Here is a 24,366-nt window from a genome sequence, read left to right on the forward strand (position 1 = left end):
ATATTATTGTATGATGGGTAAGGAGCATTTTTGCATGTGCAGGCTGCTTCAAATATAACTGACAGAGGTATCTAACGAATGTATCCTAAAGAATTAAACTATACAATGCCGGCGGAATGGGAGAAGCATGAACGGACCTTCATTTCCTGGCCGGTGCAAGCCTCTATGGTGTTCCCGGATAATTATAAATCCGTAAGCGAAGGGTATGCTGAAATTATAAAGGCAATTGCTGAGTTTGAGCCAGTTACAGTAATTGTAAACCCTGAGGAGCTGGAAGCGGTAGAGGTTTTTAATCTTGGCGCAAATGTAACCCTGCTGCCGGTCCGGCACAATGATGCCTGGCTGCGTGATAACGGGCCGACCTTTGTTGCTGCGGGAGACGGAAAGCTCGCCGGGGTGAACTGGAAGTTCAATGCCTGGGGCGGCAAATATATGCCTTGGGATCTTGATGATGCAGTGGCTCCCCAGATCCTGGAATCCCTGCAGGTTGAGCGTTTTGATGCACCGCTGGTCATGGAGGGCGGTTCCATCCATACTGACGGTGAGGGGACGCTGATTACTACCGAGGAGTGTCTGCTTAATACCAACCGCAATCCGGAGCTGAGCCGCTCAGAGATTGAGGAGTATGTGCGCCAGTATACCGGCACAGAGTCCATTATTTGGCTGAAACGGGGCCTCAGCGGTGACGAAACCGACGGCCATGTCGACAATATTGCCTGCTTCGCTGCACCCGGCAAGGTAATTATCCAGGTCTGCGATGATAAGGAAGATGAGAACTACGAAATAACCCGGGAGAATCTGCGTATTTTGGAGAATACGGTGGATGCTAAAGGGCGCAAGCTGGAGATTATCCAGATTCAGCAGCCCCCGCGTGTCGATTATGAAGACAGCCGGCTTACGCTCAGCTATCTGAATTTCTATTTTGTGAACGGCGGCATCATCCTGCCGGTGTTCGGCGGTACGGCAGCTGAGACGGACAAGCTTGCCGAGCAGCAGCTCGCAGCCCTGTTTCCTGACCGTAGAATCCGTACTGTAAATGGTATGGCTGTAATCGGTGAAGGCGGAAATGTACACTGCACCACCCAGCAGATGCCTGCACGGAAATAACTGAATTTGCAAGGAGGACTAAAATAGTGAGAAAAGTAAAAGTAGCCGCAACACAAATGAGCTGTTCCGGTGACATTGATGAAAATATCCGCAAGGCTGAGGTTTTGGTAAGGGAAGCGGCAGCGCAGGGAGCGCAGATTATTCTGCTTCAGGAGCTGTTCGAAACCCCGTATTTCTGCCAGAAGGAGAAATCCGACTATTACGCGTATGCGACCGAGCTTGAGAACAATAAGGCAGTGAACCATTTCAAAGCGATTGCCAAAGAGCTGCAAGTAGTGCTGCCGATCAGCTTCTATGAGAAAAAGAACTACGCGCGCTACAATTCGCTGGCGGTCATTGATGCCGACGGTACAGTGCTGGGCAAATACCGCAAGAGCCATATTCCGGACGGTCCTGGATACGAGGAGAAGTTCTACTTCAATCCGGGTGACACCGGCTTTAAGGTCTGGAATACCCGCTATGCCAAAATCGGCGTAGGTGTATGCTGGGATCAGTGGTACCCGGAAGCGGCACGCGTCATGAGCCTGATGGGAGCGGAGATTCTGTTCTACCCGACGGCCATCGGTTCAGAGCCGCAGGATGGCTCGATTGATTCCAAGGATCACTGGCAGACCTGCATGCTGGGGCATGCGGCCGCTAATCTGATTCCTGTGGTTGCCTCCAACCGGATCGGTGAGGAGAGCGACGAAGAGTCCAGCATCAACTTCTATGGTTCTTCATTCATTGCAGGCCCGCAGGGCAACAAGGTTGTTGAAGCCGGACGCGATGAGCAGGCGGTGCTGGTCAGTGAATTCGATCTGGACGCGCTTGAGGTCGGGCGGATCGAGTGGGGGATTTTCCGTGACCGCCGTCCCGAGCTGTACCGGTTGATCGCTTCCTATGACGGTGATCTGACTTTCTAATCAGCCATAAAATTGCAAAGATACGAGGCTGTCTCTTTTGGAGACAGCCTTTTTTGTGTTTCTGATACCCTCCAGCTCAACTGCAGCCGGCAAATAGAGCAGGAAATGTTACAATTCCTTGATAACATGTCATGTAAACTAACATATTGGAGAAAAGTTAATTGTCACCACCACTTTAATCTGATAAAATCTCTATAAGTATTTTACAAAAATAGTAGGGGGATTGGAGTATGGGGATCGGGAAGAAATGGGCTATGTCAGCTTTAGCTGCATGCTTTATGCTGACAATGGCGGGCTGCGGCTCAAATAACGATGCGGGCGGTAATGCAGCTGCGGGAGAGACCATCAAAATTGCGACCGATGCAAGCTACGCGCCGATGGAGTATATGGATACGGACACAATTAAGGGATTTGATATTGATTTCATCAAGGCGGTAATGGAAGAAGCCGGAGTGAAATACACAATCACCAATACCGGCTGGGATACAATGCTCACCAGCGTACAGCAGGGAACAGAATATCAGGCTGGCGTGTCTTCGGTATCCATTACAGACGAGCGTAAGGAAACCTACGATTACTCCATTCCTTATTTTGAATCTACCAATATGATCATGGTTAAGGAAGGCAGTGACATCAAGAGTGCCCTGGACCTGAAGGATAAGGTTGTGGCCGTACAGGGCGCAACAACTGCCGATGATCTGATGAGTGGTATTATGGGTGTCGACAATACGAATCTGAAGCGCTTTGACAGTAACGCTGTGGCACTGATGGAATTGAATGCAGGCGGTGCGGATGCGGTCGTGGCTGATATTGCAATCGTAAATGAATATATCAAGAACAACCCGAACGAGAAGCTGGTAGGTATCCTGGATAAGGAAAACTTCGGTTCCGAATATTACGGTGTCCTGTATCCGAAGGGCAGCGAATGGAAGGCTAAGCTGGACCCGGCCATCAAAACGGTTATCGAAAACGGCAAATATGCGGAAATTTATAAAGAATGGTTCGGTGAAGAGCCGGATACGGCTGCACTGCTGAATGCGGAATAAGCATTACCCGGTAAACATCAAAGCATGCGTAATGATTGCTATTGCGCATGCTTCTTTTTTGAAGAAAGCTAAAGAGAGACAAGAAAGAAGCAGAAGAGAAGGGGCGAGTTCTATGGACTTCAGATTTGACATCATTGTGCATTATTTACCGGTCTTTTTAAGAGGGACGCTGTTTACGATCGGGGTATCGATTGTATCCATCCTGATCGGCTCTATCCTGGGACTGGGCATCGGATTCGGCAAAATGGCGCCAAAGGCCATCTACCGCTGGCCGTTTCATTCCTATATCAACTTTTTCCGGGGAACGCCGCTGTATGTGCAGATTCTGATCGTGCACTTCGGGCTCATTCCGGCCTTTTACGGGACAACCAATGTCCTGATGACCTCTTTCGTAGCGCTCTCCCTGAACTCTGCCGCCTATTCCGCAGAGATTTTTCGTGCAGGCATCCAGTCCATCGATCCCGGACAGCGTGAAGCTGCCCTGTCACTGGGCATGACCAAATGGCAGGCGATGCGGTTTATTATTCTGCCGCAGGCGATCAAGCGCATGGTTCCGGCCTTCGGGAATGAATTTATCGTCCTGGTCAAAGATTCCTCCCTGCTGGCGCTGGTGGCGGCACCTGAAATCATGTTCTGGAGCAACACCATGAAAGGCCAGTATTTGCGGATCTGGGAGCCGTACCTGACTGCAGCGCTTATCTACTTCATCCTTACTTACTCCCTCAGCAAGCTGCTCAATTATATTGAACGGAAGGTGTAATCCTGTATGGAGCCTATCATCAAAGTTAGACATTTAGATAAATTTTTTGGAGCACATCAGGTGCTGACCGATATTAATGCAGACATTCACAGCCGTGAGGTTGTGGTGGTTATCGGGCCTTCAGGCTCGGGCAAGTCCACCTTTTTGCGCTGTCTTAACCTGCTGGAGCAGCCGCAGGGCGGCGATATTATAATTGAAGGCACCTCCTTGATGGACAAAAACACAAGGATTAATGATATCCGTACAGAGGTTGGCATGGTGTTTCAGCAGTTCAATCTGTTTCCGCACAAAAAGGTGATCGAGAATATAATGCTGGCTCCTGTGCAGGTCCGTAAATGGCCTGAGGATAAAGCGCGGCAGAAGGCGCTGGAACTGCTGCAGAAGGTAGGCCTGAGCGATAAGGCGGAGGTGTACCCGGCCTCACTGTCCGGCGGTCAGTCACAACGGGTAGCAATTGCCCGGGCGCTTGCGATGGAGCCCAAGATTATGCTCTTTGACGAGCCGACGTCGGCGCTTGATCCGGAGATGGTCGGCGAAGTGCTGGCGGTCATGAAGGACCTGGCGCGTGAAGGGATGACAATGGTTGTGGTAACGCATGAAATGGGCTTCGCCCGTGAAGTGGGGGACCGGGTTCTGTTTATGGAACAGGGGGTCATAGTGGAGGAGGGAGCTCCGGAGCAGCTGTTCGGCAGTCCATCCCATGAGCGTACCCGCGAATTTCTCTCGAAGGTGCTGTGAAAATCTGGCAAACTAGAATATTCCAATTCAATAGGTTATATTAGAGTGGTAGGCTGAATGCCGCTGAATACGGCAAATATCTGTCGAAATGACGGGGAGGAGGCTCTCTGCTATCTTTAATTTTATTATCATTTAAATGATAGAAGGAGAAGACAATGAGCACTTTCAAAAATTGGCTGAACACCACCAAAAGCGGACTGACTGAACAGGTAAAGAAATTTAAAAATAAAGATTTCATGAATGCGGTAGTTGCAGGCTGTGCCCTGGTAGCTGCTGCTGACGGCAAGATTGAGGAAGCTGAGAAGAACAAGATGGCGGGCTATATGAACCTCAGCAATGAACTCAAGGTATTTGATATGAGAGATGTGATTACCCAGTTCAACTTTTATGTCAGCAATTTTGACTTCTCTCCGGAGATCGGCAAGCAGGAAGCGCTTAAGGCAATCGGCAAATTTACCGGCAAGCCTGAAGTCGGCCGTGTCATTGTAGGCGTCTGCTCCGCGATCGGAGCGGCTGACGGTGATTTTGACGAGAACGAGAAGGCTATTGTCCGTAACATCTGCGGGGTGCTGGGACTTAACCCGGGTGAATTCAGCCTTTAAGCGGCGCAGATATTTTATCGGACTCTTTGAAACGAAAGGGAAGCTGGACCGTATCACTGATAGAACAACCTCAGGCTGGACTTGCAGGCTGTGATTCTTTTTGGGAACGGAGGTACTTAAAGTTGGCTGGAATTAATCTCGTAAAAGGACAGAAAATTGATCTTACTAAAGGAAATGCCGGACTGACTAATGTTGTTGTAGGCCTGGGCTGGGACCCGGCTGAGCCTGCACGCGGATTCTTCGGGGTGAAGAAGCAGGCCAACGTGGACTGTGACGCTTCGGCCATTCTGCTGAGCGAAGGCGGCAAGCTGCTGAACAAAACGAATCTGGTATGCTTCCATAACAAACAGAATCCCAATAATTCGGTTATCCACTCGGGTGATAACCTGACCGGCGACGGTGAGGGTGACGACGAGCAGATCAAGGTCAATCTGAAGGCGATTCCTTCCGATGTGCACAGGGTTCTCGTAGTCGTGAATATCTATGATGCCGTCAACCGCAAGCAGGACTTCGGAATGATCAAATCGGCGTATATCCGTATTATCAACGCATCCGGTAACAATGAGCTGGTGCGGTTTAACCTGACTGACAATTACACAGGCTTTACAGCACTTATTTGCGGGGAGCTCTACCGTCACGGCGAGGAATGGAAATTCGCGGCCGTCGGTGAAGGCGCCCATGCAGCACATATCAACCAACTGGCTGAACGATATATCTAAAGTCAATAATTTTAATAGAAGAGAGGTTTTTATCCATGGCAATTAACTTATCCAAAGGGCAAAAGATCGATCTGACGAAAACTAACCCGGCTTGTCCAAAATTAAAGTAGGTCTCGGCTGGGACACCAACAAGTATGATGGCGGCAAGGACTTTGACCTTGATGTATCCGTATTCCTGACTAATGCAAACGGTAAGGTTGACAAAGAAACCAACTTTATCTTCTTCAATAACAAGCAGAACGAGAACGGCTCTGTGGTTCATGCCGGCGATAACCGCACCGGCGCAGGTGACGGCGATGATGAAGTAATCGATATTGACCTGAAAAACATCCCTGCTGATGTTGAGAAGGTAGCTTTCACCATTACTATCTATGAAGCTGAGCAGAGAAGCCAGAATTTCGGACAGGTCTCCCGTTCTTATGTGCGTATCGTGAACGAAGAAAGTAATGTAGAGCTGATCCGCTTTGACCTCGGCGAAGATTTCTCTATCGAAACCGGCGTCGTTGTCGGCGAACTGTACCGCAATGCCGGCGAGTGGAAATTTAGTGCAATCGGCAGTGGCTACAAGGACGGCCTGGCCGGCCTTACCCGCGACTACGGGCTGCAATAAATAGGAAAGAAGGTATAGCCGGTGACAATCAGTCTTTCCAAAGGACAGCGGATTGACCTGACCAAGACTAATCCGGGTCTGACGAAGGTGGTAGTCGGACTGGGCTGGGATACGAATAAATACAGCGGCGGTAAGGATTTCGATCTGGATGCCTCTGCATTCCTGCTGTATCAGGACGGCAAGGCCAAGGGCGAGGATGACTTTGTTTTCTATAACAATCCGAGCGGCGGCGCAGGCTCTGTGACGCATACTGGTGATAACCGGACTGGTGCCGGCGACGGCGATGATGAACAGATTGTTGTTGATTTCAGCAAGGTCCCGGCCCAGATTCAGCGTGTCGGTATTACAGTAACCATCTATGATGCGGAGAGCCGTGCCCAGAATTTCGGACAGGTCTCTAATGCATTCGTGCGTGTGGTGGATGCTGTAAGCGAACGTGAGGTGCTGCGGTTCGATCTCGGTGAAGATTTCTCGACAGAGACGGCGGTTGTATTCTGTGAATTTTACCGCCATGGCGCGGACTGGAAGTTTCAGGCCGTGGGCAGCGGCTTTACCGGAGGACTGGCGGCATTGTGCCGGAACTATGGACTTGACGCGCAATAGCAATAACAGCTTTATCGCTTCAAAGGCGGGATCCCCAGTGATCCTGCCCTTTTTAAATCATATCGAATTTATTTAAAAAATGGACACTCCTAGCCGTAACTTACAGCTAATGTTTAAAGGTGGTTTAAGCATATGGGCATAGAGGCAGTGAAAGGTCAGAAGGTTGATCTGACGCGCGGAAATCCCGGACTGGCGTCTCTGACCGCAGAGATCAGCTGGCATGCTCCGGCTGATATGGAAATTGATGCTTCCGCATTTTTGCTGGGAGCACAGGCGAAGGTGAGCAGTGATGATGATCTGATCTTTTATAATAATCCGGTTACGCCCTTTATCCGCTATAAGGATATGCCTGCCGGCGGATCAAGCGGCCTGAAGCACTTCGAAATTGAACTGGACAAGGTCCCCTCTGAAACGATGAGGATCGCATTTGCAATCACCCTGTATAACGGTGAGAGCCGCAGGCAGACATTCGGGCAAATGAGCAATGCCTACTTCCGGCTTCTGAACCGGATGACCGGCGAGGAAATCATGCGATGTAATCTTGGAAATCATTTCTCTGTGGAAACGGCTGTTGTAGTAGGAGAATTATATAGATATAACGCAGACTGGAAATTTAGCGCCATTGTAGCCGGTTTTGAAGGCGGACTCAAGGCGTTATGCGGCAATTACGGCATTGAGGTGGAAGACGAGCCGGCTCCTCCAAAGATGGAGAATCAGCCGCCGCGTCCGTCACCTGTACCACCACCGCCAGCGCCGTCACCTGTACCAGCGCCGGTTCCGGCACCGCCAGCGCCGCCTCTTAATCTTAACTTGAAGAAGATTGAGCTGAAGAAGAAGGGGGATTCGATTAATCTCAAGAAATCGGCCTCCGGCCTTGGTGAAATTTTGATTAATCTGAACTGGAACCAGAGGCAGGGCGGGGGATTATTCAGCCGTAAAGGCGGCGTAGATCTGGATCTTGCCTGCCTTTATGAATTAAAGGACGGCAGAAAGGGTGTTGTCCAGGCGCTTGGCAATGCGTTTGGCCATCTTCAGCAGGCTCCCTATATTATGCTTGATGGAGACGACCGGACAGGCTCGGTGAAATCGGGCGAGAATTTACGGATTAACGGCAGCAAGGTTGCCGAAATCAGACGGGTTTTGATTTTTTCATTTATCTATCAGGGAGTTACCCACTGGTCTGAAGCGGATGGCGTCGTTACCATTCACCAGGACGACGGGCCGGATATCATTGTTAATCTGGACGAGCATAACAACCGTAAAGGAATGTGCGCGATTGCGCTTATACAGAACGTCGGTGATGAAACGTTCAGTATCGAGCGGCTTGTGCAATATTTTGGCGGCCACAGGGAAATGGATCAGGCCTACGGCTGGGGATTGCGCTGGGTAGCGGGCAGTAAATAATTATATTTTGCGGAGGCGCATTATGGATGGGTTGGTTAAGTGAGTTTTTTAGAAGCATCAGTGACAATTATGGTCATTTCTTCTCCTGGGGCGATATAGCAGCAACGCTGTCCGATCCGGTGAGCTGGGGGATTATCGGCAGTCTGGTTCTGCTGGAGGGCCTGCTCTCTGCTGATAACGCGCTCGTACTCGCGGTAATGGTACGGCATTTGCCGAAGGAACAGCAGAAGAAGGCGCTCTTTTATGGGATTCTAGGCGCGTATATCTTCAGATTCCTGGCAATAGGACTCGGCACCTATCTGATCGAGTTTACACTGGTCAAAGTTTTGGGAGCCTTGTATCTATTTTACATCGCTTATAAAGGATTATTTAAGGGCAGCGGAGAAGAAGGACATACGGAGAATAAAGGCGCCTCCTTCTGGAAGACGGTACTGCTTGTTGAATTAATGGATATTGCTTTCAGTATTGACAGTGTCATCGCAGCCTTCGGTCTGAGCAGCGAAGTTTGGGTGCTGTTCCTGGGCGGTATTCTCGGCGTACTGATGATGCGCGGAGTGGCGCAGGTATTCCTCAAGCTGATCGCGAAATTCCCTGAGTTGGAGCAGGCGGCATTCCTGCTGATCGCTATTATTGCCGGCAAGATGCTTGCGGGGGCCTTCGGATATGAGCTGCCGCACGCCATTTTCTTCACCGTTCTGATTGCGGTCTTTGCAGGAACTATGCTGTATAGTGCTGCCAAGAAGAAGAAGGAGATGGATAAACAAGCTTAATAGTCAGAGTTCTATAGGTGGGAGGCCTTCGCAGGGAAGGTGCAGGCCTCTATGTCCGGTAATCGTATATGTAATAGTATGGCCTTTGCTTGTATTTGAGAAAACCGGCAGCCGTCCCCGACAGGACGGCTTAAGCGGTTCTGCAGCTCTTTATAAGGAGAGGCCATTCTGTTATTGTTTTGCCTCGTTTTGCACAACTATTAGGGGGAACGGCCTTTGAAATATTTCGATTACCTGACTAAGGAACAAGAAACGTCATTATTCTACTCTCCGCCTGTTACGTTTAATCAATATTCCGCCAAGGAGCTGCTGGCCTATGCGGTTGGTGCAGCACTGTATATGCCGGCTACCCGTACCAGTGTAGCTGAGGATATCCTTAAGCTGAGGGAATCTGGACTTGTGACGGTCATTATTGACCTTGAGGATGCCATTGGTGACGGGGAAGTCCGGTTTGCCGAGGAGTCTGTGGTCAGGCATCTGTCCTTCTTATCCGCTTATACAGAGAATGACCACGATCCTGTACACAGCCTTCCGCTGATCTTTATCCGTGTACGCAATCCTGTCCAGCTGCAGCAGCTGATCTTCCGGCTGGGCCCGCTGATAACAATGCTTACCGGGTTTGTCTTTCCTAAATTCACGGCTGAGAACGGGGCGGATTTCTTCGAGGCTATTGCCGATTATAACAGCTCACGGAGTTACAATACGCCCGTTCTGTACGGCATGCCGATTCTGGAGAGCGCGCCGATTATATACCGGGAGAGCCGGCTTGACAGCCTGCTGGCCATCCGCAATCTGCTGGGCGACTACCGCGATTATGTACTGAATGTAAGAATCGGGGCAACCGATTTCTCCAGTCTGTTCGGACTGCGCCGCAGCCCGGAGATCAGTATTTATGAGCTTGCACCCATCCGGGACTGCATCTCGGAGATCCTCAATATATTCGGCAGGGTGGAGGAGGGCTATGTCATTTCAGGCCCGGTATGGGAGTACTTTGGCAATAAAGGCCGGCACAGTTTACGGCCACAGCTGCGGACGCTGCCTTTTGAAGAGTCCTTTGGCAGGCCGGCGCGGGAAGCCGGCTATTATTCCAGCGCAGCTGAGGGCCTGATCCGCGAAGTGAAGCTGGACAAAGAAAACGGCATTGTAGGCAAGACGATTATCCATCCGTCCCATCTCAGACCCGTACAGGCCATGTATTCGGTCCGGCATGAGGAATATGTGGATGCGCTAAGCATTGTTGAGAGCAATGACGGCAGCCGCGGCGTGTTTAAAAGTGAATATTTTAACAAGATGAATGAAATCAAGCCGCATTTGAACTGGGCGAAGCGTATTTTACAAAGATCTCAAGTATACGGGGTGTTACATGAAGAACAGCATTTTGCCTGCCTACTACCCGAAAACGAATATACACACGTTTAATATTGTCGACAATCTGCAGGTTACAGTAACAGAGACGGCTAACCCTTTTCAGATGCCGGTTGATTCCCTGTTTTCGATGGCAGCCCGGATTAATAAGAAGCGTTCCTTCCTTTTTGTCAGCAGGGTGCTGGGCAAGCATATTCCGGTCAATCCCTATACTCCGCTGCTAAGCGGGGCAGCGCTGGGGCTGCTGCTATACCGTCAAATGGACGGAGAGGGCTCCGGAACCTTGATGGACAAGCTGCTGGATCAGGCGGTACATGGCCTGGTTCATCCGCAGCATGCGGAGGAGGCTTACCGCACACTGCTGGCGGCCCGGCTTACCCTTCCGCATCCGGCCGTCTTTATCGGCTTTGCCGAAACCGCTACCGCCCTGGGCCACAGCATGTACAACCTTTTTGCCGGCGGAGCGTCTTATATTCATACTACCCGTGAGAATATACCGGAGCTCACTTCCGTGATCAGCTTTGAGGAGGAGCACTCTCATGCGGTAGATCATCTGTGCTATGCGCTGCACCCGGAGCTGCTGTCCGGTAATGAACCGGTCATTCTGGTCGATGACGAGATTACAACCGGCAATACTGCCATCAACATTATCCGTGATATTCAGGCCAAATTTCCGCGCAGGGAGTATGTGGTAGCTTCACTGCTGGATTGGAGAAGCCCGGCAAATATTCAGGCCTACCGGGATTTGGAGCAGGAGCTGGGCATTGAGATAACCGCTCTATCGCTGCTGCAAGGAACCATTGAGGTGAGCGGAACACCACTGCTGGATACAGATGCGGGTAAGGACAAGCAGGATGAGGACAATGGAGTACCTGTGGTAACTACTTATATACAAGACGGCCTTGAGCGGCTTAAGGTCACCTCCGCCGATTCCTGCGGAGAGATTAACACATCCCCTTATTTGAAGCTTAGCGGGCGTTTCGGTCTTGCTTCAGGTGACAATGCTGCAATAGACGAGGAGGTTGCCGCGGTAGCGGCAAAGCTCCGTGCGTTGCGTGAAGGAGACCGTACACTGGTCATGGGGGTTGGCGAATTCATGTACCTCCCGATGCGTATTGCAGCGGAGATGGGAGAGGGCGTATGCTATCAGTCCTCCACCCGCAGCCCGATCTATCCGCAGCACAGGCCGGATTACGGAGTTCGCAGCGCAGCAGGGTATCCGTCTGCCGGCGACCCGTCAATAACAAACTATATCTATAATGTTGAGCATGGGCAGTATGATGATATTTTTGTGCTGCTTGAGCGTGATGTTCCGGGCCGGCGGATTAAACCGATGACTGATATTCTGAGGGGGCTTGCCGGAAGCAAGGTGCATCTGATTGTACTTGCCCCCCGGGAGGAAGCGGAAGGAGCTGCAGATGATGGAAAAGGATAACCTGGACACTGTTCTGGGCCCGCGGATAAATCCGCCGGTTCCCATGGGCAGCTATCCCCCGTCTGACGTTACTTTTCTGCTGAAGGATCTCGGCGGGGTGCCGCTCGAGCTGGGGATGGCCGAACGGGAGAAGGCCATTCAATCCGGGGTGAGCTATTCGGAGATGCTGCCGGTGGAATACCAGCCTACCGAGGAATATATCGGGCTGTTCCGGAAAACGCTGCAGGAATCGGCAGCCAAGGTGCCCGGGCCGTTGCCGTTGTCTCCGAGCGGATTGTGGCTAAGCGGGGTACTGAAGGAACCGTGCTGGTTTCTCTGGCCCGGGCAGGGACGCCGGTTGGCGTGCTGATCCGCCGTTATATCGCCAAAATGTACGGGGTGGAGCTGCCGCACTACAGCGTGTCCATTATCCGCGGTAAAGGACTTGATCTGAACGCCATCCGCTATATTCTGCAGCAGAACGGCGCAGGAGCCAAGCTGCAATTCGTAGACGGCTGGACAGGCAAGGGGGCAATTACCAGGGTGCTGTCCGAATCCTGCGAGGATTTCTACAGCAGATACGGAGTAAGGCTCAACGATGATCTGGCTGTACTGGCCGATCCCGGGCATTGCTCGGCGACCTTCGGAACAAGGGAGGATTATCTGATTCCCAGTGCCTGTCTTAATTCAACGGTGTCAGGCCTGCTGAGCCGCACGGTGCAGCGGAACGATCTGACCGGGCCGGAGGATTTTCATGGCGCGAAATTTTATAAGGAATGGCTGGATCAGGACTACTCCAATGTCTTTATAGATGCCATTACTCCTTATTTCACGTCTGTAAGAGAAGAGGCCGTTGCTGTTGCCGGAGAGATGGAGAACTCGCCTCCGGAGATCTCCTGGCGGGGAATGCATGATATTACGGCCTTGCAGGAGCACTTCGGAATAGACAATATCAATCTGATCAAGCCTGGTGTAGGGGAAACCACCCGTGTGCTGCTGCGCCGGGTACCCTGGAAAATTATTGTCGATACTAGAGACAATCCGAATCTGCGCCACATTCTGCTGCTGGCGGCAGAACGGGACGTTCCGGTTGAGGAATATCCGGGTCTAGCCTATTCCTGCTGCGGAATCATCAAGCCGCTTGGGGGAGGGGAATCAGAATGATCTATGCCAGTGATCTGGACCGGACCCTGATTTATTCGCTCGGAGCGCTCGGCGTTCCCGAGGATACTCCGGGGCTGGTGCCAGCGGAGATTATTGAGGGAGTAACAAGATCATATATTTCGCGCGGGGCGCTGGAACTGCTGCAGGAGCTTACGGCAGACATCATCTTTATGCCGGTGACCACCCGCACGATTGCGGAATACAAACGGATTAACCTGTTCCAGGAGACGCTCATTCCTGATTACGCGGTTACAAGCAACGGCGGCAACATTCTTGTCAATGGTGTGGTTGACCAGGAATGGCGCAGTCATATCGGCAGGCTGGTTGTGCAGCATTCGGCTGAAGCGGAGGAAGTCAGGCAGATCGTCCGGTCTGTAGTGCGTACAGAATGGATAATCAGTGAACGTTACTGCGATGAGTTATTTTATACGTATATGGTTTACCGGGACCTTCTTCCGCTGGATGAGATTAATCATATGTCTGAGCGTCTGCATGGGTTAGGCTGGAGAGTGTCCCTGCAGGGCCGCAAGCTGTATGTGGTGCCTGAGGCCGTGAACAAAAGCGATGCCATCATTCATGTAAGGCGCACCGTACGCTCTGAGCCGATGGTGGCCTCCGGTGACTCGTTGCTGGATAAAAGCCTGCTGGAAAGCGCCGACTACGCCATCGCCCCCTGTCACGGAGAAATATTTGCCGAGCAGCAGGCGACTCAAGTAAAATTAAAGTATCCTTTTACGGAGTGCAGAGGTGTCTTCGCGGGTGATGAAATTATGCGTTATGTGCAGAAGATTTATCATAATCTATCGACATTGGGAGTTGGGCCGCAATGAAAAAGGTAAATATTTATTTTAACCGCTGGTTTTCCGTGGCTTATCATTATATGAATCTCATCCGCAATAATGAGGACGGCGTGCCTGTACAGATTTTTGCTACCCACCCCGATATTAAGCATATGTCGCTTCAGGGCGCTGATATCGCCGGAAGTGAACCTGCGGTTACAGGTATAGAATATGTGCAGTTCTGCGTTGACTTCTGCCGCCGCAATGAGATTGATATTTTTATTCCCCGCCTGCATATGATGGATATCGCCCTGCATGCAGCGCAGTTTGATGCAATCGGCACGAAGGTGCTGGTCTGCCGTGATCTGGACCTGCTGGAAATGATGCTGGATAAGGGCAAGTTCTACGAGAAGGTTAAGGAAACCGGGATTATGGAGATTCCAGAGTACCATGTAGTCAGCAATGCGGAGCAATTCAAGGCAGCGTATGAAGACCTGGTTGCCAAGGGACTCCGGGTCTGCTTCAAGCCGACCGAAACGGAAGGGGGCCTCGGCTTCCGGATTATCAACAACAGCCGCAGTCCGCTGCAGGAGCTGTTCGGCTATGTAACCCAGCATATTTCCTTTGACGATGCTTACCGTATTCTGTCCGGTGTGGAGTCCTTCCCGGAGCTGATGGTGATGGAGCTGCTTGAAGGCTACGAGTACAGTATTGATTGTCTGGCTGATGCTGACGGCAGGCTGCTGGCCGCTGTTCCCCGGCGTAAGGATACCGGACGCCTGCGGGTGATGGAGCATATTCCCGAGCTGGAGCATATTGCCCGCAGAGTGGCTGAGACGTTCAAGATTCCGTTCAATTATAATATTCAGATGAAGTATGGCGGTGCCGTTCCCAAGCTGCTGGAGATTAATCCGCGGATGTCGGGCGGCCTGCATGTCTCCTGCCTCTCTGGCATTAACTTCCCGTACTTGGCTGTCAAAAGCGCACTCGGCGGCAAAGTTGAGCCTGTCCAGTTCGGTGAAGATGTACTTGCGAGCCATATCGAACAGCCGATGATTATGAAAATCTTCGCTGAATCCGCCATTCCTGATGCGGTGAATTAAGCGAAATGCAGCAAGCCTGCAAGAGGTGAGAAAATGAACACAAAGTCTAAAGTGTTGCTGTACGCGGCCGCGGCTATGTAGTGGCTGTGCTGACCAGCAGCTTTCTGCCGGAGCTGATCTCTCTGCTGCTGCCGGTTGCCGGCGCAGGAGCCGCCCTCATGGGCGGCAAGCGCACGCGGGTTAACCTGCCGGCGGAGGTGCTTCCGGCCAGCCAGGCTCCAGCGGCGGCTGCGCTGCACAGGCGCCTGCTGCTGCCCGTCCTTCAGCCGGCGGCGCAGCGGTGACTGGTGCCGTACCAGCGGCTCCTTCCGCCAGAGTGCCGGCTGAACCGGCTGCCCAGGGTGAGTTCGCGTCTGTTGTAGAGTATCTTGTCATTCTGGAGGACATGATTATTTCAGAAGGCCAGAAGGACACACTGGACAATGAGATTGTCGAGAAATCTCTGGCGCTTTTCGCCAGACTGCAGCGTGTGATCCCGCTGCTGCAGGAGCTGGGCAACGGTGAAATCAATCATACGGTCCGCAGACTGGTGATGAAAGACCTGAATGGGGTCATTAATCCGTTTCTGCGGCTCGGCGGCGAAGCCAAAACGAAAAACCGGAGAATGCTGCTGAACGGTCTGCGGGATGTCGATTCCAAAATATCGGAAATCGCCTCAACGATCGAGCATAAAGACCTGATGGAACTTCAGACCAAGGCGGAACTGATTCATCAACGGTACAGCAGTTCCGAATTATAGGAGGGAAACCCATGTCCACGCAGTTAATTCAGCTCAAGAAAGAAGATGAGCAGAAGGTAGTCGAGGAAGCCTCGCAGTTAATTGAACAGGTAGCCAAGACGGATACCGTCGCATTGGACTCTCTGATGGATGACATCGGCAAGCTGGGAGTTAAGACGCAGGAGAAGGCCGGGCAGACTCTGAAGCTTCTGGATCGTCCGGTCAATGACCTTATGTCAGGCAAGCGTGTTGAAGTGCCGAATATGATTATGAAGCTGCGCAATGAGTGCGAGACCCTGCAGCAGAGCAAGAATGTCAGCTTTTTTGGCAAAATGCTCCGCAAGAGCCCGCTGAAAAACTACGTCTATAAATATCAGTCTGTCCGCACGAATATCGACGCTATTGTGACCGGTCTGCGTGACGGCCGCGATACGCTTGAAGAGAGTATCGTCAATATGCGCCAGCTGAAGCGCACCTCGATGGAAGAGATCTACAATTTGCAGACCAAAATTGCCTTCGGCAACAAGCTGAAGGAGCTGTTCGAGGTGGAAATTGCCAAGCCTGAGAACGAGTTCCGCAAAGCCTATCTGGAACGCGGCCTGCGTAAGGTTATGGTCCGCATTCAGTCCATGACCGAGATGATACTGCTCTACAACCAGGCGATCGCCGCTACAGATATTATTAATGACAACAATGATAAGCTGATTGATTCGGTTAACAACGCTATTGATAAAACCTCCAATCTGATCACCGTATCAGCCATGATTGCTATGTCTCTGGCGGACCAGGAAAATGTCATTTCCGCGGTGGAAGCGACCAACAAGACGATCGAGGACCAGTTCAAGGAGAATGCCCGGCTGCTGCGCACCACAACCGAGAAGACTACAGAGCTTCTGTCCAAGCCTTCGATGTCGCTTGAGGCGGTTAACCAGGCCATCGGCGATCTGCTGAGTGCTCTGGACACCTCCGAGCAGTCCAACCGCCGGATTATCGAGAGCTGCCAGGATTACACCGCCAAGATGACGACAATCAACACCCAGCTTAATAACCGCCTCGGCTTGAACGAAGCCTCGCAGCCGCAGGCACTGAAGCAGGCAGAGAATGACAGCCGGCTCAGCAGCTTTTTAAATTAACATCTGCGCCCGAATATGATTCCTATTTAAGCCCGCCGGGGTGACTGGCGGGCTTTGGAATACCGCTCATAATCCTCTGACTCCCGGCATAAGTTCTTACGGAGAAACGGGGGTCAGCGGATGATACTTGGATGCTTGATACTGGCGCTTATCGTCGTTGCCGGCGGTAATAAGGCCGAGTCGGTTGCCGGGCTGAATGAAGCGGATAAGGACGGCAGTTAAGCAAGCGGTGTTGCTCTCTCCAGAGGACAGAATTTTCTTTCGATTTCATGGTTCAAGTAATTTCCAGCGGTTTATTGGGTATAATAACCCGAGGCTGCAGAAAGCCGGGATAACTGCTGAAAATACAAGCTTATGCGGAGGTCATATGGAGAACGAGGCACTGCTGCAGGTTGAAAAATTGGCACTCAAGAAACAGAAAATTTTTGATCAAAGTGTACTTCGCTATATCGCCAGGGCGATGCTGGCCAGTATGTTCATCGGCTTCGGCGTCATAGTAGCCTTCAAAACAGGCAACTTCTTCTACATGGAACATTCACCAATGACCTACCCGATGGCGGCCATTACCTTTGGTGCTGCGATCATTCTTATCTCTTACGGCGGCGGGGACCTGTTCACCGGGGATACGTTTTACTACTCGTATGCCGCTCTCAGAAAAAAGATGCAGTGGACCAAGGTCGTCCGGATGTGGGTGATCAGCTATATCGGAAACATTCTTGGCGCTTCGGCGTTTGCATTGCTGATTTTTTTGACCGGACTGTACGATGATTCGAGTGTTAACAGTTTTCTGCTGAATGTCGTAGCCCACAAAATGGAGGCGCCGGCGCTTCAGCTGTTCTTCCGGGCCATCCTCTGTAACTGGCTGGTCTGTCTGGCGTTTTTTGTGCCGATGTCGATGAAGCATGACGGAGCCAAAATGTTCGCAATGATGCTGTTCGTTTTCTGCTTCTTTATTTCCGGGTATGAGCACAGTATTGCCAATATGTGTACTTTTGCTATTGCGCTGGTGCTGGATCACCCCGGTACGATCTCCTGGGGCGGTGTGGTGCATAATCTGGTGCCGGTTACGCTCGGCAATCTGATCGGCGGCGGTGTACTGATGGGCGTCATGTACTATTATGTGAATAAGCCATTTCTGGACAAGGACCCCGGGGATTTGCACTAAGATCCGGATAAGTCCTGATTCACAAAGACCTTGCCCCAATAAGGGGCAAGGTCTTTGTTGTTTGTCCTGACAGGCCTTCCGCTTGCCGGAGAGAGGAACGAAAGATGGAATGCTATACAAAAAGCCCCCGCGCGAATCAATCGGCACGGGGGCTTAAATCGGTCTACCACTTGGAGCCGCCGGAATTGCGGCCTGACTTGCCGCCGCCCCAGGAAGAGCCTCCGGAGGAACGCCCGCCCCCGCCCCAGGAGGAGCCTCCGGAGGAACGGCCGCCGCCGAAACCGCCGGAGGAAGGCGGGCCGGAGGACATCCGCTTCCGCGCCTGCTCTCTGCGCTGGCGCTCCCGCATCATCGCGAGCTGGGCCTGACGCTCTGCTTCTTCCTTCTGCCGTACCAGGCGGTTCGCTTCTTCGACAAATGAGGAGATCTGGGCTGCGTAGGAGCGTCCCAGCGACTCCAGCTCATCCAGGTTGTAAGGGCGTGAACTCAGCCTTGATTCAAGCTGCCCGTATTCAGGCAGCAGGCTGGCCTGGAATCTGCTGCGGCCCGCTAATCCTCTGCTCTCCAGCAGCCGCTGGGCTGAGTCTGCCGTCCCAGGCCATCCTGGAAGAGGCGTTTCACGCCTTCCAGCCGTTCGTTCAGCTCATCCAGGCTGTGCGAGACGCTGCTGAACTGCTTGGCCGTCTCCTCCTGCAGCGTGAGCAGACGGTCAAGCCCGCTGCGCGCATTGTCGTACTCTCCGCGCTCGTCGCTGGCCCACGTTTCGATCTGCGGCACCTCACCGGCACCCTCGCGCAGCCGGGCGCCGGAGGAATCCAGCACCCCGGCAAGACTTGCGAGGTGCTGCTCGGCGAACCGGGTCCGGGCTTCAGCCAGCCGGCTCTGCAGCCCGATCAGCCGCTGGGTCAGCCCGCTCCAGCCGCTGCGGACCGTCTCCAGATCACGGCGATTGCTCTCCCGGATCTGCGCCTGCCGTTCAGTCATGGCCACCGCCTCCTGAACCAGCATATCCATGGTTGCAGCAATGCTGCGCACCTGATCCATATCTCCGCTGCGCAGCGGGGCCCGTAGCGTCTCTGCTGCAGAGCTGGCCTGATCAAGGTTGACGTAAGGCTTAACCTTCATATTGTGCAGGGCGTTCTGTTCAATGATCCCGGCAATCTTCGTACGTGCCGCAGCAAGAACACCCGGGAAGCCCTGAAGCTTGTCGTCATAGACATCTACATCGCGCAGATCCTGTTCAATCTGCTCCTGCTGTTCCTGGGCCTCTTCCGTAATATCCTGAGCGGCAATCGGGTCGAACAGCTCGAGCTGATCTGCTTTGGCAGTCGCCTCGGCCAGCTCTTTCAGATCCTCGGCGATTTCCTGCAGCTCATAGCCTGTGTCTTTGACTGCCTCCTGCAGCTGGGTGTCCAGCTCAGGGGTGTCCTTTTTGAGCTCGGTAATCTGCTGTTTAACATTGCGGTCAGCGTCCGTGATCAAGGCAATCTGCCGCTCTTCATCCTCAAGCCGGGTGCGGAAGGCGGCAGCAGTCTGCTCTGCCTGGCCGATTGCCGATTTGAGCGCGGCAAGCTGATAGAACGCCGGCTTCGGGCTGCGGCCTGTGCCCTGCAGAGCTGAAATCTCCACCAGCTGGGCATCCAGCCGTTTGGAGATGCCTGCAACCATCTCGCCGGTCTTGCCCTGTACGATGCCCTGGAACGGCTGCAGCGTCTCAATGGCCCGGTTCGTCCGTACAAGCAGGTCAGCCAGCTGGTCCTGAAGCACGCTGAGCTGCTTGCGGCGGCGCTGGCCGGTGACCAGCACATACAGTACCAAGGCCAGCAGCGCCGCACCAGCAGCTATGGCCCCCAGGGTCAGCAGCGGCAGGCCGGAACTGCGGGACGCGGTCCCGCTTCCGGCTCCCGTGCTGCCCGGTCCCCCGGAACCGCTAACCCCGCCGCCTGCGCTACCAGTACCAGTGCTTCCCGAGCCGCCAACCCCGCCAGCACTTCCGTTGCCGGTACCTCCGGAGCCCTGCGTACTGCCAAGAGATTGCAGCTCTGTAATCAGAGCGCTGATGGCGCCCGCAAAATCGCCCTCTCTGGCGGAGGGGATGAAATAGGCGTCAATAATACCGGTGATAGCTGCGCTTCCTGTTCCTCCGACCTGGTTCTGCGACCAGCTGTTAATGGCATTCTGCAGCGAAGTGTTGATGAAATTAAGCTCAACCTGCTGGTCACCTGCGGAGATCAGCAGAAGAATATCCTGGGAGGATAATCCCCAGCTGTCATATACGCTGCTTGCAAAGTCTGTGGCGTTGGCGCCGTCCAGTGAATCTATAGTCAGCACGTGGAAGGTATAACGCCCGTCTGCAGCAGCTTTGGCAATAGCTGCTGCCTCCTGCGAAGTGAGCATGCCTGCTTCATCGGTAACCAAACCCTGCTGTGCGGGGAATCCGGCAGCTTGAACTCCGGTCATCCACAGCACGCTGAGGATCAGGAATAGAGACAATATCTTTTTCAATTTGAGCACACTCCGTTCTAAGGGACTATGGCCCGGTTTATTATTGTGATTATACCCTATTAGGCGAGTGAAATCCCAGGCGGTGCAGGATACGGTGCTTAAAGAGTCTTTGTGCTGGCTCTGCCAAGCCCGTTTAAACAAAAAAACGCATCCCCGTAATACGGGAATGCGCAATCAGAATGTCTGCTATCTGGTCTGCAGGCAGAGTATATATTGCAGGCGGGATTTAATTTCCTTTTGCCATTTCAGGTCTCCGACTTTAACGGCAAGATTGAGCAGATCCAGATAATCGTCAACCTGTAATGCTGTCCGGGTAGTGGCTGCGTTCATGGGTGTTCAGTCTCCTTTTGGCTCAATATAGTGAAGGGATAGAATGTTTATAATTCAATAATGATAATCATTATCACTGGTTATTGTTATTATCCACATTTTGCTCCCAAAAAGCAATATAAAATTATAGGCTCTAACTTTTTTTCTTTGGAATCGGGCCTACATATGAACACAGTTGCACATTTTATCACATTTAGAGAGGGAATGGGCAGGAACCCTACCATATTTTGTCGAATAAAACTTGATAGGATAGCCCTTAGCTGATTTTGGGGAAGAAGGAGAATTGCAATGAAGCGGTGTAAATGTTTAGTTCTGATTAGCATCTTGCTTATGCTGGCACCGCCTGCTGCCGCCCGCGCTGAAAGACAGGATATCAAGTACCAGGCAGAACTGGATTACCCGCCTTTCAAGTATATTCAGAACGGTTATTTAACCGGATTTGATATTGATCTTACAAGCATGATTTTTGAAAAGAAGGAATATCTGATCCGCTACAGCACCGGAGACTGGGAACAGACTTACCAGCTGCTGACCAGCGGGCAAATTGACACAACCGGACTTATGGCAGTAACAGAGCAGCGGAAAAAAGATATTCTTTTCTCCACCCCGGTATTCAAGAGTTACGTTTCTGTATATTCGCGGCAGGCGCTCAAAGACAAGGTAACTCTGGGCACACTTGAGAACTACAAGATTGGTGTAGGACATAGCCAATATACTGCAGCGCTGCTGCAGAGTAAAGCAGGCGTTTCGAAATACATAGAATATCCGACTGTACCGGATGCGCTGGAAGCTCTCGAAAAAGGTGAAATCGACCTGCTGTTTGAGAATCAGGGGGTTGTTGACTACCTGATTGTCGAGCAGGGACTGACGGGCAACGTAATCCGCAAAATTAGCAACCTTTACCCGGTAGATGTGGCTTATGGAGTAAGCACCTCATCTCCGGAGCTTGTCCCGTATATTAATGCAAGGCTGGAACGGCTTCAGCGTTCGGGTGCCTTCGAGGAGCTGTACCAGCAGTATTTCTTCACACATTCGGCCGGTTACACCGCCATGATAAATGACCGGATTATATTTGGGATTGTTATTGGTTTATGTCTGCTTCTCTTCGGAATTGTATCCATCAGAATGTATATCCGGCGGCTGAGAAGGACGATTCATTCGGGGCAGGAGTTTTTTGAAGATGTGATTGAGCATACCGGAATGATTGTATGGGCGGTATCCGGGGATGGGCGGGTTACGCGCTTCAACCAGTTTGCTGAGAAGATGACCGGGCTGAAGGAACAAGAGGTGCTTGGCAAAAAGCTCAGCGAGCTTCCCGGGCTGGACGGCGATGTTTCGCTTCTGCGCGATCTGCTGACCAGGGCGGTCTATCAGGATTTTGTCAACAATGTAGAGCTGAAGCTGCCGGAGCACTCGCCGGAGGCGAGGTTCTTCTCCATCCGGACCACGCTGATCAAAGGAATGGATGACCAGGATGAATCTGTCTATCTGCTGGTGGGGCTGGATATCGATGACTGCAAGCAGAATGAGCTGAAGCTGCAGCTCAGCTATGAAGAGCTGGAATCGACTTACGAGGAATTAACGGCGACGGAGACCGAATTACAGGAGCAGTTGTACAGGCTGAGTGTAAGTGAACGCCGGCTGCGCCTGACCTCTGAGGGTTCTGGTGCTTATATGTGGGAGCTGGACTGGAAAACCGGGTTCTACAAGCTGTCGGAGCGCTGGTACGAGGTGATGGGGTATACGGAGGAAGAAATTAACGGGATGGAAAACGGGGTTCTCAGCATCATTCATCCCGATGATCAGGCGTCAGCCAATAAGGCGAGGCAGGCGCACCTGAGCGGAAAGACTCCAATCTATGAGACCGAGTACCGCATGCGCACAAAAGACAATCATTACATCTGGTTTGAAGTAAGAGGGAAGGCTATTGTTGATCCTACGGATCAGCTCAAGCTGTTCAACGGCTCGCTCATTGATATCAGCAGGCGTAAGCAGGCGGAATTCAAGCTGAATAACAGCTACCAGGAGCTGGAAGCAACGTATGAACAGCTTACGGCGACACAGCAGGAGCTTGTAGAGCAGTATGATATGCTGCTGGAAAATCAGAAAAACATGCACCGGCTGGCCTATATGGACTCGCTAAGCAATCTGCCGAACCGCATTTCCCTGCTGGAGGCAATGGAGAATTATTTCCGGCGGCCGGGCGGCAAAGCGGCGCTGATGTTCGTGGACACCGACAATTTCAAATATATCAATGATACACTGGGCCATAAATCCGGTGATATTCTGATCCGTAAGGCAAGTGAACGGCTCCAGTCGCTTGTCCAGGGCAAGGGAATGCTTTCCAGGCTTGGCGGGGATGAGTTCGTCGTCTTTATCGAGGATGCCGAAGACCGCAAAGCGGTGCTTACGCTGGCGGACGATATTATGCGGGCTTTCCGCAGGTCGATCCTGATCGGGGAGAGCAACCTCTATGTGTCGGTCAGCATAGGTATCTCCTTCTACCCGGAGGACGGGGAGACGACGGAGGAGATTCTCAAGAATGCCGATGTGGCGATGTACCGGGCCAAAGAGGAAGGCAAGGGCACCTACGTTATTTATGACAAGTCGATGCATACCGCATTCAATGAACGGATGCATATTGAAAAGCATCTGCGCAGCGCAATGAACAACAATGAATTTGAACTGCACTACCAGCCGCAGGCAGACATCAAGACAGGAGAAATCACCGGATTCGAAGCCCTGATCCGCTGGAACAGTCCCGTGCTCGGCTTCGTATCTCCGCTCTCCTTCATCAAGGTTGCCGAGGATTCCAGGCTTATTATTTACATCGGGGAATGGGTTCTGCGGGAAGCCTGCAGCTTCATGAAGAGTATACATGAGCGTACCGGAAGGCTCTATAAAATATCCGTCAATATTTCTATCATCCAGCTTCTGCAGGATGATTTCGTCGAAATCGTGCTGGACAGCCTGAAGCAAAGCGGGCTTGCACCAAGCTGCCTGGAGCTGGAGATTACAGAATCAATCTTTATGGAGTCGTTCGAGAGTACAGTCAGCAAGCTGGAATTCCTCAAGTCACGCGGTATCCGGATTGCCCTTGATGATTTCGGAACCGGCTATTCCTCGCTGAGCTATCTGCAGCAGCTGCCGATCTCTACGCTCAAGATGGACAAAATCTTTATCGACTCCCTGGCCGATCAGGCCTACAGCGAATCCTTCGTCCAGACCATTATTGTGCTTGGCCATAAAATGGGGCTGGATGTCGTGGCCGAAGGAGTCGAAGATGACAGCCAGCTGGCATTTCTGAACGAATCGGGATGTGACAAGGTCCAGGGTTACCTGATCAGCAGGCCTGTGCCCCCTAGGGGGGTGTGGGAACTGCTGGAGCATTAGAAGACGAAGGTGAACAGAACAAAACGATCTGCGTGT

Annotated in this window: 21 protein-coding genes and 3 pseudogenes; 21 read left to right on the forward strand and 3 right to left on the reverse strand. The window is 52.1% G+C overall.

Features of this window, described 5'->3' with window-relative positions:
* The first annotated feature begins 78 nt into the window (after positions 1-78).
* From AWJ19_RS22075 to AWJ19_RS22165, 20 genes and pseudogenes are all read left to right on the forward strand, one after another.
* On the forward strand, positions 79-1,107 hold the full coding sequence (locus AWJ19_RS22075; RefSeq protein WP_068727088.1) for an agmatine deiminase family protein: 1,029 nt from the start codon (positions 79-81) through the stop codon (positions 1,105-1,107).
* A 26-nt stretch (positions 1,108-1,133) separates the two neighbouring features.
* Positions 1,134-2,009 carry an N-carbamoylputrescine amidase gene (gene aguB, locus AWJ19_RS22080; protein ID WP_068727090.1) on the forward strand — a complete coding sequence of 292 codons (876 nt, stop codon included), beginning with the start codon at positions 1,134-1,136 and terminating at the stop codon, positions 2,007-2,009.
* Between the two features lie 287 nt (positions 2,010-2,296).
* Positions 2,297-3,055, forward strand: a complete 759-nt coding sequence (locus tag AWJ19_RS22085; RefSeq protein WP_241781845.1) for a transporter substrate-binding domain-containing protein — start codon at positions 2,297-2,299, stop codon at positions 3,053-3,055.
* 112 nt (positions 3,056-3,167) lie between these two features.
* Complete coding sequence (locus AWJ19_RS22090; RefSeq protein ID WP_068727093.1) at positions 3,168-3,815, forward strand: amino acid ABC transporter permease; 648 nt, start codon at positions 3,168-3,170, stop codon at positions 3,813-3,815.
* Positions 3,816-3,830: 15 nt separating this feature from the next.
* A complete protein-coding gene (locus AWJ19_RS22095) occupies positions 3,831-4,553 on the forward strand; it encodes an amino acid ABC transporter ATP-binding protein (protein WP_068727134.1) in 723 nt (240 codons plus the stop codon).
* 155 nt (positions 4,554-4,708) lie between these two features.
* Positions 4,709-5,155: a tellurite resistance TerB family protein gene (locus AWJ19_RS22100; RefSeq protein ID WP_068727094.1), complete on the forward strand. Its 447-nt coding sequence runs from the start codon at positions 4,709-4,711 to the stop codon at positions 5,153-5,155.
* Between the two features lie 122 nt (positions 5,156-5,277).
* Positions 5,278-5,874, forward strand: a complete 597-nt coding sequence (locus AWJ19_RS22105) for a TerD family protein (protein ID WP_068727096.1) — start codon at positions 5,278-5,280, stop codon at positions 5,872-5,874.
* A gap of 35 nt (positions 5,875-5,909) precedes the next feature.
* Positions 5,910-6,484, forward strand: a pseudogene (locus tag AWJ19_RS22110) (TerD family protein).
* 21 nt (positions 6,485-6,505) lie between these two features.
* Positions 6,506-7,087 (forward strand): TerD family protein, encoded by a 582-nt coding sequence (locus tag AWJ19_RS22115; protein WP_068727098.1) that lies wholly within the window; start codon positions 6,506-6,508, stop codon positions 7,085-7,087.
* 132 nt (positions 7,088-7,219) lie between these two features.
* Positions 7,220-8,491: a TerD family protein gene (locus AWJ19_RS22120; RefSeq protein WP_068727100.1), complete on the forward strand. Its 1,272-nt coding sequence runs from the start codon at positions 7,220-7,222 to the stop codon at positions 8,489-8,491.
* A gap of 26 nt (positions 8,492-8,517) precedes the next feature.
* On the forward strand, positions 8,518-9,261 hold the full coding sequence (locus AWJ19_RS22125; protein WP_068727101.1) for a TerC family protein: 744 nt from the start codon (positions 8,518-8,520) through the stop codon (positions 9,259-9,261).
* 216 nt (positions 9,262-9,477) lie between these two features.
* Positions 9,478-10,680, forward strand: coding sequence for an HpcH/HpaI aldolase/citrate lyase family protein (locus AWJ19_RS22130; RefSeq protein ID WP_068727103.1), 1,203 nt, complete (start codon positions 9,478-9,480; stop codon positions 10,678-10,680).
* Between the two features lie 76 nt (positions 10,681-10,756).
* The gene (locus AWJ19_RS22135; RefSeq protein WP_068727136.1) at positions 10,757-12,061 is read left to right on the forward strand and encodes a phosphoribosyltransferase family protein; all 1,305 of its coding nucleotides are present in this window, start codon (positions 10,757-10,759) and stop codon (positions 12,059-12,061) included.
* Positions 12,048-13,204, forward strand: a pseudogene (locus AWJ19_RS22140) (cysteine protease StiP family protein). The gene AWJ19_RS22135 and the pseudogene AWJ19_RS22140 overlap by 14 nt, the downstream one beginning before the upstream one ends.
* Entirely contained in the window at positions 13,201-14,034 is an 834-nt protein-coding gene (locus AWJ19_RS22145; RefSeq protein ID WP_068727105.1) for an HAD family hydrolase, read from the forward strand. The pseudogene AWJ19_RS22140 and the gene AWJ19_RS22145 overlap by 4 nt, the downstream one beginning before the upstream one ends.
* Entirely contained in the window at positions 14,031-15,086 is a 1,056-nt protein-coding gene (locus AWJ19_RS22150; protein ID WP_068727106.1) for an ATP-grasp domain-containing protein, read from the forward strand. The genes AWJ19_RS22145 and AWJ19_RS22150 overlap by 4 nt, the downstream gene beginning before the upstream one ends.
* An 80-nt stretch (positions 15,087-15,166) precedes the next feature.
* Positions 15,167-15,370 (forward strand): hypothetical protein, encoded by a 204-nt coding sequence (locus AWJ19_RS34875; protein WP_128083667.1) that lies wholly within the window; start codon positions 15,167-15,169, stop codon positions 15,368-15,370.
* A gap of 59 nt (positions 15,371-15,429) precedes the next feature.
* Positions 15,430-15,825, forward strand: a pseudogene (locus tag AWJ19_RS34880) (hypothetical protein); the annotation flags it as partial.
* An 11-nt stretch (positions 15,826-15,836) separates the two neighbouring features.
* Entirely contained in the window at positions 15,837-16,937 is a 1,101-nt protein-coding gene (locus tag AWJ19_RS22160) for a toxic anion resistance protein (RefSeq protein WP_068727108.1), read from the forward strand.
* A gap of 367 nt (positions 16,938-17,304) precedes the next feature.
* Positions 17,305-18,102, forward strand: coding sequence for a formate/nitrite transporter family protein (locus tag AWJ19_RS22165; protein WP_068727110.1), 798 nt, complete (start codon positions 17,305-17,307; stop codon positions 18,100-18,102).
* 163 nt (positions 18,103-18,265) lie between these two features.
* On the opposite strand, the gene AWJ19_RS22170 is transcribed toward AWJ19_RS22165, so the two are convergent.
* The 3 genes from AWJ19_RS22170 to AWJ19_RS35955 all read right to left on the reverse strand — a co-directional run bounded on the left by AWJ19_RS22170 (position 18,266) and on the right by AWJ19_RS35955 (position 20,937).
* Positions 18,266-18,454: a hypothetical protein gene (locus AWJ19_RS22170; RefSeq protein ID WP_068727112.1), complete on the reverse strand. Its 189-nt coding sequence runs from the start codon at positions 18,452-18,454 to the stop codon at positions 18,266-18,268.
* A 197-nt stretch (positions 18,455-18,651) separates the two neighbouring features.
* Positions 18,652-20,607: a TPM domain-containing protein gene (locus AWJ19_RS22175; RefSeq protein ID WP_068727113.1), complete on the reverse strand. Its 1,956-nt coding sequence runs from the start codon at positions 20,605-20,607 to the stop codon at positions 18,652-18,654.
* A gap of 186 nt (positions 20,608-20,793) precedes the next feature.
* Positions 20,794-20,937 carry a hypothetical protein gene (locus tag AWJ19_RS35955; RefSeq protein WP_167336675.1) on the reverse strand — a complete coding sequence of 48 codons (144 nt, stop codon included), beginning with the start codon at positions 20,935-20,937 and terminating at the stop codon, positions 20,794-20,796.
* Between the two features lie 288 nt (positions 20,938-21,225).
* On the opposite strand from AWJ19_RS35955, the gene AWJ19_RS22180 reads away from it, so the two are divergent.
* Positions 21,226-24,330 carry an EAL domain-containing protein gene (locus tag AWJ19_RS22180; protein WP_068727115.1) on the forward strand — a complete coding sequence of 1,035 codons (3,105 nt, stop codon included), beginning with the start codon at positions 21,226-21,228 and terminating at the stop codon, positions 24,328-24,330.
* Positions 24,331-24,366: the final 36 nt, after the last annotated feature.

Source organism: Paenibacillus sp. DMB5 (genome assembly GCF_001517085.1).
In the GTDB taxonomy this organism is placed as follows: Bacteria; Bacillota; Bacilli; order Paenibacillales; family Paenibacillaceae; genus Paenibacillus_AQ.

What these genes read in the sequence shown, in the direction of transcription:
- AWJ19_RS22125 (WP_068727101.1), top strand. Translation starts at nt 8,518, where the DNA reads ATGGGTTGGTTAAGTGAGTTTTTTAGAAGCATCAGTGACAATTATGGT.
- AWJ19_RS22100 (WP_068727094.1), top strand. Translation starts at nt 4,709, where the DNA reads ATGAGCACTTTCAAAAATTGGCTGAACACCACCAAAAGCGGACTGACT.
- AWJ19_RS22135 (WP_068727136.1), top strand. Translation starts at nt 10,757, where the DNA reads ATGGCAGCCCGGATTAATAAGAAGCGTTCCTTCCTTTTTGTCAGCAGG.
- AWJ19_RS22170 (WP_068727112.1), bottom strand. Translation starts at nt 18,454, where the DNA reads ATGATGCGGGAGCGCCAGCGCAGAGAGCAGGCGCGGAAGCGGATGTCC.
- AWJ19_RS22165 (WP_068727110.1), top strand. Translation starts at nt 17,305, where the DNA reads ATGGAGAACGAGGCACTGCTGCAGGTTGAAAAATTGGCACTCAAGAAA.
- AWJ19_RS22075 (WP_068727088.1), top strand. Translation starts at nt 79, where the DNA reads ATGTATCCTAAAGAATTAAACTATACAATGCCGGCGGAATGGGAGAAG.
- AWJ19_RS22180 (WP_068727115.1), top strand. Translation starts at nt 21,226, where the DNA reads ATGAAGCGGTGTAAATGTTTAGTTCTGATTAGCATCTTGCTTATGCTG.
- AWJ19_RS22160 (WP_068727108.1), top strand. Translation starts at nt 15,837, where the DNA reads ATGTCCACGCAGTTAATTCAGCTCAAGAAAGAAGATGAGCAGAAGGTA.
- AWJ19_RS22120 (WP_068727100.1), top strand. Translation starts at nt 7,220, where the DNA reads ATGGGCATAGAGGCAGTGAAAGGTCAGAAGGTTGATCTGACGCGCGGA.
- AWJ19_RS22150 (WP_068727106.1), top strand. Translation starts at nt 14,031, where the DNA reads ATGAAAAAGGTAAATATTTATTTTAACCGCTGGTTTTCCGTGGCTTAT.
- AWJ19_RS35955 (WP_167336675.1), bottom strand. Translation starts at nt 20,937, where the DNA reads ATGAACGCAGCCACTACCCGGACAGCATTACAGGTTGACGATTATCTG.
- AWJ19_RS22090 (WP_068727093.1), top strand. Translation starts at nt 3,168, where the DNA reads ATGGACTTCAGATTTGACATCATTGTGCATTATTTACCGGTCTTTTTA.
- AWJ19_RS22085 (WP_241781845.1), top strand. Translation starts at nt 2,297, where the DNA reads ATGGCGGGCTGCGGCTCAAATAACGATGCGGGCGGTAATGCAGCTGCG.
- AWJ19_RS22145 (WP_068727105.1), top strand. Translation starts at nt 13,201, where the DNA reads ATGATCTATGCCAGTGATCTGGACCGGACCCTGATTTATTCGCTCGGA.